Origin of the sequence: Streptomyces rubellomurinus (assembly GCF_000961885.1) — a bacterium.
In the GTDB taxonomy this organism is placed as follows: Bacteria; Actinomycetota; Actinomycetes; order Streptomycetales; family Streptomycetaceae; genus Kitasatospora; species Kitasatospora rubellomurina.
This window is the reverse complement of the sequence record NZ_JZKH01000213.1, coordinates 1-2,446: the sequence shown is the minus strand read 5'-3', so window position 1 is coordinate 2,446 and position 2,446 is coordinate 1. Positions and strand designations below refer to the sequence as shown.

The following is a 2,446-nucleotide window of genomic DNA, read 5'->3' as shown; positions in this document are numbered from 1 at the left end:
CTTCAGGCTGCTCTCCGAGGTGAGCAGGCCGGTGACGGTGCGGCCGTAGCTGACCGACTCGGCGGGCAGGCCGCCGGCGGCCGGGATGTCCATGCCCGTCGGGACACCGAGCACCCCGCTGTAGCTGAGGCCCGTGGTGTACGTGCCGGCCAGCGCGCCCTCACTGGACGGGATGGTCACCGAACTGCCCTGCGGGCGGTAGGCGGTGTCGTACCCGGTGAACGCCTTGGTGTACGCGGCGCCGTTCGCCCCGCCCACGTAGCGGGTGCTGGAGGTGAGCTGGCCCTTGGCGAGCGTGTCGTAGGTCCAGGAGACCAGCTGGTTGGCGGGTGCGACGCTGCCGCTGTACGCGCCGGTCTTCCGGTTGAGCAGGTCGTAGGCGTACGCGAGGGTGGTGCCCGCGGCGTTGACCGTGTGGTCGATGTGCCCCTGGGCGTCGTAGGACGTGGTGCTGGTGCCGGTGTCCGGGTCGGTCGCGGTGGTCTCGCGGCCGCGCAGGTCGTAGCCGTAGCTCCAGGTGTTGCCGCTGCTGTCGGTCCGCGACGCCGTCAGGCCGGTGGGCGTGTAGGCGTAGCCGGTGACGTCGGCGTCGGCCGGGTTGCCGGTCGGCGCGGGCGTCCTGTACCGCCAGGACGCGACGGTGTGGCCGCGGGCGTCGGTGACGGTCGAGGTCGCGGCGCCGCCGGAGGGCGGGGTGACGTCGACGCGGTCGGCGCCCGGGTAGGCGGTGCTGGTGGCCCACTGGAGGTTGCCGTTGGAGCGGAACTCCGCGCGCACCTGGCGCCCGCTGCCGTCGTAGGTGTTCCAGGTCTGGCCGGGCACCTGCCCGTCCGCCGCCGGGACGAAGATCGCCTCGGTGGGGAAGGAGGTCTGCTCGTAGTAGGGGGCGGAGCTCTTGATCACCCAGCCGTGGGTGTCGTACACGGTGTCGGTGATCAGACGCCCGGTGGGCTTGGCGGCGCTGGTGCTCTGGGTCTGGCGCGGGCGGCCGAGGCCGTCGTAGATCTGGATGCTCGCGGAGAAGGTGGTGGCGCCGTCGTTGAGCGTCTCCGTCTTCACCGTGGCGGGCGCCGAGGCGCCGTACAGGCCGTAGGTGAAGCGCTTGCTCGGCAGGTCGGTGGTGGGCCGGTCGGGCGCCCACACCGCGGTGACGCGGCCGAGCGGGTCGTACTGGGCCGTGGTGACCCGGCCGTTGACGTCGGTGCTGGTCAGCGCCGAGCCGCGGGCCGGGTCGTGGGTCGCGACGGCCGTCCAGCCGGCGCCCAGCGGGCCGGTGGTGCGGACCTCGGTCGGCAGTCGGCCCGAGGCCGGGCTCAGCCCGGTGGTGCTGACGGCGGGGGTGACCGAGGGGGCGCTCAGCCGGGCGCCGTTGCGGTCGTACGTCGAGCCGTCGGTGGTCGCGGTGCTCAGCGAGCGCCCGTAGGCGTCGAAGGTGCCGCTGCCGGTGTGGGCGTAGACGGGGTTGCCGGAGGCGTCGAACCGGTCGAGGGCCTGGGTGCTGGTCGGGTCACCGGCGGAGCCGGCCTGCTTGAACGGCTTGCCGTCGTAGAGCGTGCGGGTCGCCGTGAGGGTGGTGGCCGCCGTGGCCGTGCCGGAGCAGGAGCCCCGGAAGACGGTCTTCTCCGCGACCAGGCCCAGGTTCATGGCGTTGTCGCTCGTCGCGTAGGCGCTGGTGGTGCAGGTCTCGGGGGTGGCGGCGGTGCCGTCCCCCTGGTCGTCGACCTTGACGATGCGGTTGCCGTTGGCCGGCTCGGTGGTCGTCACCGTCGTCGTGGTGCGCCAACTGCCGTCGGCCAGCTTGGCCTTGGCGATCCCGGTGGTTTGGGAGTTCGGCTGCCAGGCGTAGACCTTCGGCGCGCCCGCGCTCTGCGCGTGGGTGGCGGAGGTCTGCTGGCCGTTGTAGGTGGCGCCGGAGATCCCGGTGACGCTGCCGCCGGCCTGGTCGAAGCTCTCGGTGGCGACGACGTGGCCGGCCAGTTGGGCGCTGTCGGGCACCGTGCCGCCGAGCGGGCTGGCGACGTCGGGGACGGTGCGCAGCGTGGTGCCGTCGGCGAGGTAGTCGCCGGCCATGCCGCGCAGGTAGGTGATCCGGGTCTGGCTCTTGGGGGCCTCGCCGGGGTTGGCGTTGCCGGTGGTCGTGGTGACCGTCTGGTAGCCGCGGAACTGGTCCCAGGTGCGGACTTTGGGGTCGGTGAACTCGGCGTCGTTGCGGTGCCAGGCGGCGCCGCCGCCGTACGTGTACTCGGTGGTGCGGGCGACGGCGGGGGTGCTGACCAGGTCCTGTTCGATGACGGTCTTGACGAGCGGCTTGTCGAACCAGTCGTTGACCGGGTCCTTGCCGGACTGTCCGGGCAGGTACCAGTGGACGGGGATGCAGGCCATCGAGTTGGTGTCCTCGGAGGCCGGCATGTGGTTGTTGACCCGGGAGCACTCGGGGTCGGTGTAG

Annotated in this window: 1 protein-coding gene; it reads right to left on the bottom strand. The window is 72.6% G+C overall.

From position 1 onward, the window contains the following. A partial coding sequence (locus tag VM95_RS37290; protein WP_045705766.1) for an RHS repeat protein occupies window positions 1-2,446 on the bottom strand: 2,446 nt, incomplete at both ends.